Genomic DNA, 7,588 nt, shown 5'->3' on the forward strand with positions numbered 1-7,588 from the left:
CAGCTCCCCCATCTTCGTCTTCCTGTTCCTGCCCCTGACGGGGCTGTTGTATTTTTGCGCCCCCCGGCTGGCGCGCAACGCCATCCTGCTGGCGGCGAGCCTGATCTTCTACGCCTGGGGCGAACAGCTTTTCGTCTTCGTGATGCTGACCTCGATCCTGCTCAACTGGATTTTCGGCCTGATCCTCGAAAAATATCGCGGGCCGGCCGCGGCGCGGCTGGTCATAGCCGGCGCGGTCGCCGTCAATATCGGCCTGCTGGGCTTTTACAAATATTCCGGCTTCATGGTCGCCCAGTTCAACAGCCTGACGGCGATGGGCGGCTGGCCGGCGGTCAATTTCGACGCGCCGCACCTGCCGCTCGGCATTTCCTTCTTCACCTTCCACGCTCTGTCCTATGTGATCGACGTCTACCGCCGCGACGCGCAGGCGCAGAAGAATCCGGTCGATTTCGCGCTTTACATTTCTTTTTTTCCGCAGCTCATCGCCGGCCCGATCATCCGCTATCACGACATCTGCGATCAGTTGCGCGGGCGCCGGGAGCGGTTCGATCTCGCCGTGTCTGGCGTCGAGCGGGCGCTGGCCGGTTTCGGCAAGAAGATGATCCTCGCCAATCCGCTCGGCGAGATCGCCGACCGCGCCTTTGGCCTGCCAGGCGATCAATTGGGGACGGGCGTCGCCTGGCTCGGCATCGCGGCCTATAGCCTGCAGATCTATCTCGATTTTTCCGGCTATTCCGACATGGCGATCGGCCTCGCGCGGGTGTTCGGCTTCGATTTCCTCGAAAATTTCAACTATCCCTATCGCGCCCGCTCCATTCAGGAATTCTGGCGGCGCTGGCATATTTCGCTGTCGAATTGGTTCCGCGACTATCTTTACATTCCGCTCGGCGGCAATCGCGTCGCGGAATGGCGGATCTGGCTCAATCTGGTCATTGTCTTCCTGGTCTGCGGCTTCTGGCATGGCGCGGCCTGGACCTTTGTGCTGTGGGGCGCTCTGCACGGCCTGTTCCTTGTTGTGGAGCGCGCCGGGCTGGGCGCCGTCCTGGCCCGGCTGCCGGCGCCGGTTGGCTGGCTTTACGCCATGGCCGTGGTGGTGCTGGCCTGGGTGTTTTTCCGCGCCGGCGATCTCGGCGCGGCCTGCGCTTATCTCTCGGCCATGCTGGGACACGGCGGAGCCGGGGAGGGGGCGCTCGCCGCCGCCGATCTGATCGACGCCCAGGCTTTGCTCGCGCTCGTCGCCGGGGCGCTGGTCTCAGTGGGCGTGTTCACGCGCGTGACGGCCGACTGGCGCTTGCGCGCCGGCCAGTCACGCGGCGTGCTTCATCCGGGGCTTGAAAGCCTGCGGATCGGCGCCGAGGGAACGACGATCCTCGCGCTGCGTCTGGCGGCGCTGGTCGCCATTGCGGTGGTCGGCTGCGCGCATATGGCCGCGAGCACCTATAATCCCTTCATCTATTTCCGCTTCTGAGGGCGCGTCATGACCAGCCGCAGTCTCCCGGCGCAAATTTACGGCTTCCTCCTGCTGGGCTTCGTCGCCGTCGCGACCACGCTCGGCGGCGTTCTCACTTTTGTCGGCAACCCGGACCCGCTCGCCAATGAGAAGCGCCGGCTCGCCCAGCTCGAAGTGCCGCGCGACCTCGCGCAATGGGGGCAGTTCCCGAAAAAATTCGACGTCTTTTTCGGCGATAATTTCGGCTTCCGGCAGGCTCTGATCCGGCTCGATTCAAAAATCGCCCTTGCGCTGCTCGGCCGCTCGCCCAGCGACAATGTGCTGCTTGGCCGGGACAAATGGCTCTATTTCGCCGGCGAACACTCGATCGAACTTTACCAGAACGCCCTGCCGCTCAGCGAAGGCGATCTAGACCTGATGCGCCAGCGCATCGCCGGGCGCCGCGACCGGCTCGCGGCCCGAGGCATAGGCTATGCCTTCGCCATCGCGCCCGACAAGCACACGATCTATCCGGAATTCATGCCCCGGCGCATCCTGCGCAAACAGAAGCCGTCGCAATATTCGCAAGTCCTGGAGATGGCGAAGGCGGCCGATTTGCCAGTGGTGGACCTGCGCTCCGCCCTGCTCGCAGCCAAGCCGACGGGTCAGCTTTACCTGCGCGACGACACCCATTGGAACGATCTCGGCGTGTCAGTGGCGTTGCCCACTCTCTTCGCGGCGATGCGGCCGAAAATCGACCTGTCGGCGCCGCCGCTATCGCCCGATGATTTCGAGATGAAGCCGATCAAAACCGGCGATCTCGCGGAAATGGCGCTGATTTCCCGCGACGAAAATGCGCCCGTCCTGAAAAAGAGCCGTTTGCCGTGTGCCTTTGAGGTGACGGAGAAGAACTGGGATTCCGCCGGCCGCAGATTTTTCACCCGCACCCACTGCCCGAGCGCGCGCAAAAAACTGCTGTTCATCCACGATTCCTTCGGTCAGGCGCTGGCGCCGCGGCTCGCCGCCGAATTCGGCGATATGGTTGCGGTCTGGGTGCACCCGACCGATGCGGAATTCGACGCGCTGGTGGAGCGGGAAAAGCCGGATTTCGTGCTGGAGGAGCGGGCGGAGCGCTATCTTTCCAGCCATCCCTGAGATTTACAGGCCTCGCGCCCAGGCCGGCCGCAGCGGCGCGGAATCGGGTGAAGCGATCGCCGCGCGCAATTCGGCCAGCAGGCGCGGCTTGTCGGCGCCGAGCGTCCCCTTCAGGACCAGCCAGTTCGAGGCATGGTCGCTGCGGAACACCGTCCGCTTCAGCTCGAGCGTCGACAGGAAGCGCTCCATTTCCTGCATCAGGCCGCTGATGTCGAGCGGTTGGAAATCCGGGAAATTTTCGCGCAGCCGCGCTTCGCCCACGGGGAAGCTGACCACCAAAGTGGCGAGGAATTCCGGCTGCGCCGCGTTCATCAGCCGCGCCGAATTTTCTGCATGCTGTCGCGATAACGTCGCGCCGCCAAGGCCGTTCAGGATCATCACCGAACGCTTGATCCCCGCCTGGCCCAGCTTGTCCAATGCGTCCAGCGTCGAGGCGAACGTCTCGCCCTTGTTGATCCGGGCCAGAACCTCGTCATCGCCCGATTCCGCGTCGACATAGAGCATCGACAGGCCGAGATCGGCCAGTTCGCGCAATTCTTCGACGGATTTCTTGCGCAGGTTGCGCGGCAGGCAATAGCTCGAAATCCGGCGCACGCCGGGCATGTCGCGGCGGATGGCCTCCAGAATGGTCACGAGGCGGCGGGTTGAGAGCGTCATGGCGTCGCCATCGGCCAGAAAGATGCGCTTCGCCTCGTCGCCGAACAGCGCGCTGCAGCGCTTGATGCTGTTCAGCACCTCGGCCTCGTCGCGCGGCCGGAATTTCTTCTGCGGCGCCGTATACATTTCGCAGAAGGTGCAATGGTTCCAGGAACAGCCGTCGGTGACAGGCAGGATCAGAGAGTCTGCCTCGCTCGGCGGACGGTAGACGGGTTCGACATAACGGATCGGAAGGGCGACCATGAACTCTGTGCTTTTCAAGACGGGCTGAGCGGCAGTCTATAGCGTTTTCGAGCGAAGTGGATGCCGGTTCGCGTAAAGAAAACGCGTCAAAATAAAAATCTAGATCGTTTCATTGTTTCACGGAAACAATGAAACGATCTAGCGCGTTTTCCTCGCGCGTTGCTGCTTTTCCGTTTCGCCGGGCGGCGGCTCCCAGCCGAACACGCTGCGGCCGCCATAATCATGCGAGCGCGCCCGCTCCTCGGCGATATGATCCGCGAAGGACGGCCCGTCGACCGCGCGCTCCAGCCGCCGCGCCTGCGCGTCGAGCCGCCGCAGGGCCTCAAGCCGCTCGTCCTGGCCGAGTTTCGCCTGCGCCACGGCGGTCTTGAGCGTGGTGATCGTCTGGTCATAGACCTTGAGCGGGACCGGAAAGGGATGGCGGTCCTTGCCGCCGTGGGCGAGCGAGAAGCGCGCAGGATCCGCGAAGCGGCAGGGCGCGCCGTGGACCACTTCGGCCACCAAGGCCAGCGAGCGCACAGTGCGCGCGCCGACGCCGGGAACCAACAGAAGTTCGGCGAAATCGGCCGGACCGCGATCGGCCGCCGCCGCCAGGGCGCCGTGCAGGCGGCGCAGCATCACATCCTTCGGGCGGACATCGTGATGGGCCGGCATGACCAGATGCGGCAGTTCAAGCTGCGCGGGCGGGGGCTTCGTTGCATCGAGCGCGGGAAGCGCGCGCAAAATGCCGTCCGGTCCCAGATCGCGCAGCAGATCGAGCTGGCGCGCCCGCGAGGGCGCAGCGCGGCGGTCGGTGAGATTGACGATCTCGCCCCGGCTCTCGCCGTCGATGGCGGCGTGCGGCGCCTCGACGAAATCCTTCAGCCCCTCGGACAGCCAATGATAGCGGCGCGCATAGCGGGTTTCCTCCCGCATGCCCTGCTGCACGACCACCCAGTTCCCGTCGTCGGCGACGATGAAGCCGTGCAGGTAAAGCTCGAATCCGTCCTGCACGGCAGCGCTGTCGACCTTTGCGACGAGGCGGCTCGCCTGCGCCAGCGCCGCGCCGTCGAAGCCGACTCGCGCGCCAATTGTCGCCAGCTCCAGCGGCGTCTGGCGCGAATGGCGGCCGCGCCCGCCGCAGACGTGAAGGCCCAGTTCGCCCGACAGTGGAGCTAGCCCGCGCTTCAGGGCGCCGATCACGCTGGTGGTGATGCCGGAGGAGTGCCAGTCCATGCCCATGACGGCGCCGAACGACTGGAACCAGAACGGATGCGCCAGCCGGCGCAGGAATTCGTCGCGGCCGTAATGGTGGACGATCGCCTCCGCGACCACCGCGCCGAGCCGCGCCATGCGTTGGCCGAGCCAGGCGGGAACCCGGCCGCCGTGAAGGGGCAGATCGGCGCTGCCCGAGCGTCGCGCCACGGAATCATCCTCGATCAGATGGCGCGATCCTGCGCGTGCGCCGCGCCGCGCGCAAGGCCGGCGCTCTGGCGGCCCGGGCGATTGTCGATTATAGGAAGGCCGGCGCGGACCAGACCGCGCCGCTTCCCATGGGCCGCGCGCCGCGCCCTTGTTCGATTCGTTCGCGGAGACATCCGGCCCATCATGATCGCGACGCGGCAGACGCTTTTCTTCGGCATCGCCGGGACGGTCGGCTTCCTGGTCGACACGGCCGTGCTTTATCTGCTCAAGGGCTGGCTCGGCCTTTACTGGGGCCGCGCGTTCTCCTTCCTCGCCGCCGCCGCGACAACCTGGATCCTGAATCGCACCTTCACCTTTGGCGGCCGCGTCTCGGGCCACCCGCCGCTGAAGGAACTGGCGCTCTATATCGGTCTGATGACCATCGGCGGCTCGGTCAATTATCTGGTCTATGCCCTGCTGGTGACGCATTTGCCGCTGTTCGCGCGGTTTCCAGCGCTGGCTGTCGCCGCGGGAAGCCTCTCGGGCATGACGCTCAATCTGCTGAGCTCCCGCTTTCTCGTGTTCCGGCATCCGGACATGGCGCCGAGCGGTCAGGAATTGAGCGATATCTGCGTAAATAATAAGCAATAAGTCTTCTTATTAGGCGCGTGCTATCCGAAGCAGCTCCAGCTTTACCGTTTTTTCACGCTTTTTCGCGCCGCGCCCGCTGGCACGGACCTTGTTTCCTGACGGTCGGCCGGGCTGCGCCCGCCGGCGTAATCGCTTGCGCGTAATCACTCGCGACTGCGTCGTTCCAGACGGAAATCGGGGAACATCAGATGAAAATCGTGATGGCTATTATCAAGCCGTTCAAGCTGGACGAGGTTCGCGACGCGTTGACGGGCGTTGGGGTCCACGGCCTGACGGTGACGGAAGTGAAGGGCTATGGCCGGCAAAAGGGCCATACGGAGATTTATCGCGGGGCGGAATATGCGGTGAGCTTTCTGCCGAAGCTGAAGATTGAGGTCGCGGTTCCGGCGGAGCTTGTTGCGAAGACGATCGAGACGATTTCGACGGCGGCGCGCACGGGCCAGATCGGCGACGGCAAGATTTTCGTCAGCCCGCTGGAGCAGGCGATCCGCATCCGCACCGGCGAACGCGACAGCGACGCGCTCTGATTTTTCCCCCTCTCAGTCAGGAGTTATAGATGTTTTCCATTCCCTCCCGCCGAACCGGGCTGAAGGCGCTCGGTCTCGCAGCGGCCGGGCTGGCGCTGTGCGCCGTCGCGGCTTATGCGCAAGACGCCGCGCCGGCCGCGGCTGCGGCTGCTCCGGCCGCCCCGCCGGCGCCGGTTCCCAACAAGGGCGACACCGCGTGGCTCTTGGTGTCCAGCGCGCTCGTGCTGATGATGTCGATTCCCGGCCTGGCGCTGTTTTACGGCGGCCTGGTGCGCACCAAGAACATGCTGTCGGTGCTGACCCAGGTGTTCGCGATCGTGTCGCTGGTCGGCGTGATCTGGGCGCTTTACGGCTATTCGGAAGCCTTCACCAATGGCGGCGGCCTCAATGATTTCGTGGGCGGCTTCTCCAAGGCCTTCCTGAAGGGCGTCGACGCCAATGCGACCGCCGCGACCTTCTCGAACGGCGTGGTGGTGCCTGAACTGGCCTATATGGTCTTCCAGATGACCTTCGCCATGATCACGCCGGCGCTGATCGTCGGCGCCTTCGCCGAGCGCATAAAATTCTCGGCGGTGCTGCTGTTCGTGCTGCTGTGGGTGACGGTGATCTATTTCCCGATCGCGCATATGGTTTGGTACTGGGCGGGCCCGGACGCGATCGGCGATGCGGCCAAGGCGCTTGCCGCGGCGACCGACGACGCGGCCAAGGCTGCGGCGCAAGCCAAGCTCGACGCGGTCAATCTGGACGCCGGCAAGCTGTTCCAGTGGGGCGCGCTCGACTTTGCGGGCGGCACGGTGGTGCACATCAACGCCGGCATCGCGGGCCTGGTCGGCGCGATCATGATCGGCAAGCGCATCGGCTATGGCAAGGAAGCTTTGCCGCCGCATTCGCTGACCATGTCGATGATCGGCGCCTCGCTGTTGTGGGTGGGCTGGTTCGGCTTCAACGCCGGCTCGAACCTTGAAGCCAATGGCACGACGGCTCTGGCCTTCGTCAACACCATGCTGGCGACGGCGGCGGCTGCGGTGTCGTGGCTGTTCGTGGAATGGGCGGTGAAGGGCAAGCCTTCGCTTCTGGGCCTGATCTCGGGCGCGGTTGCGGGTCTGGTCGCGGTGACGCCGGCTTCGGGCTTTGCGGGTCCGATGGGCTCGCTGGTTCTGGGCCTGATCGTTTCGCCGATCTGCCTGTTCTTCGTTTCGACGGTGAAGAACAAGTTCGGCTATGACGACGCGCTGGACGTGTTCGGCGTGCACTGCATCGGCGGCATCACGGGCGCGATTGCGACCGGCGTTCTGGTGTCGCCGGCGCTTGGCGGCGTCGGCTTGACCGACTATTCCAACTTCGCCAACGGCAACGCCGGCACTTACGACATGGCGACGCAGGTGATGATCCAGGTCAAGGCTGTGGCCACCACTCTGGCGTGGTCGGGCATTGGCTCGGCGATCCTGTACAAGATCGTCGATCTGATCGTGGGCCTGCGTCCGACCCCGGATCAGGAGCGCGAGGGCCTCGACATCTCCGATCACGGCGAACGCGCCTACAA

7 protein-coding genes are annotated in these 7,588 nt (G+C 64.8%); 5 read left to right on the forward strand and 2 right to left on the reverse strand.

Going from position 1 to position 7,588, the window contains the following annotated elements; translation table 11 throughout:
• Positions 1-1,468 (forward strand): MBOAT family protein (locus ACE3S9_RS11520; RefSeq protein ID WP_374546607.1); only part of this gene is annotated, 1,468 nt, incomplete at its 5' end.
• Positions 1,469-1,477: 9 nt separating this feature from the next.
• Positions 1,478-2,584 (forward strand): alginate O-acetyltransferase, encoded by a 1,107-nt coding sequence (locus ACE3S9_RS11525; RefSeq protein WP_374546608.1) that lies wholly within the window; start codon positions 1,478-1,480, stop codon positions 2,582-2,584.
• Positions 2,585-2,587: 3 nt separating this feature from the next.
• Here ACE3S9_RS11525 and ACE3S9_RS11530 read toward each other — a convergent pair whose 3' ends face one another.
• Positions 2,588-3,484: a radical SAM protein gene (locus ACE3S9_RS11530; RefSeq protein ID WP_374546609.1), complete on the reverse strand. Its 897-nt coding sequence runs from the start codon at positions 3,482-3,484 to the stop codon at positions 2,588-2,590.
• A 138-nt stretch (positions 3,485-3,622) separates the two neighbouring features.
• Positions 3,623-4,888 (reverse strand): DUF763 domain-containing protein, encoded by a 1,266-nt coding sequence (locus tag ACE3S9_RS11535; protein ID WP_374546610.1) that lies wholly within the window; start codon positions 4,886-4,888, stop codon positions 3,623-3,625.
• Positions 4,889-5,071: 183 nt separating this feature from the next.
• Between ACE3S9_RS11535 and ACE3S9_RS11540 the strand changes: the two genes are divergently transcribed.
• From ACE3S9_RS11540 to ACE3S9_RS11550, 3 genes are all read left to right on the forward strand, one after another.
• The gene (locus tag ACE3S9_RS11540; protein WP_374546611.1) at positions 5,072-5,518 is read left to right on the forward strand and encodes a GtrA family protein; all 447 of its coding nucleotides are present in this window, start codon (positions 5,072-5,074) and stop codon (positions 5,516-5,518) included.
• 188 nt (positions 5,519-5,706) lie between these two features.
• Positions 5,707-6,045 (forward strand): P-II family nitrogen regulator, encoded by a 339-nt coding sequence (locus ACE3S9_RS11545; protein WP_374546157.1) that lies wholly within the window; start codon positions 5,707-5,709, stop codon positions 6,043-6,045.
• 29 nt (positions 6,046-6,074) lie between these two features.
• Positions 6,075-7,588: ammonium transporter (locus ACE3S9_RS11550; RefSeq protein ID WP_374546612.1), on the forward strand; the 1,514-nt coding region annotated here is incomplete at its 3' end.

This window comes from Rhodoblastus sp., assembly GCF_041915505.1.
GTDB lineage: Bacteria > Pseudomonadota > Alphaproteobacteria > Rhizobiales > Beijerinckiaceae > Rhodoblastus.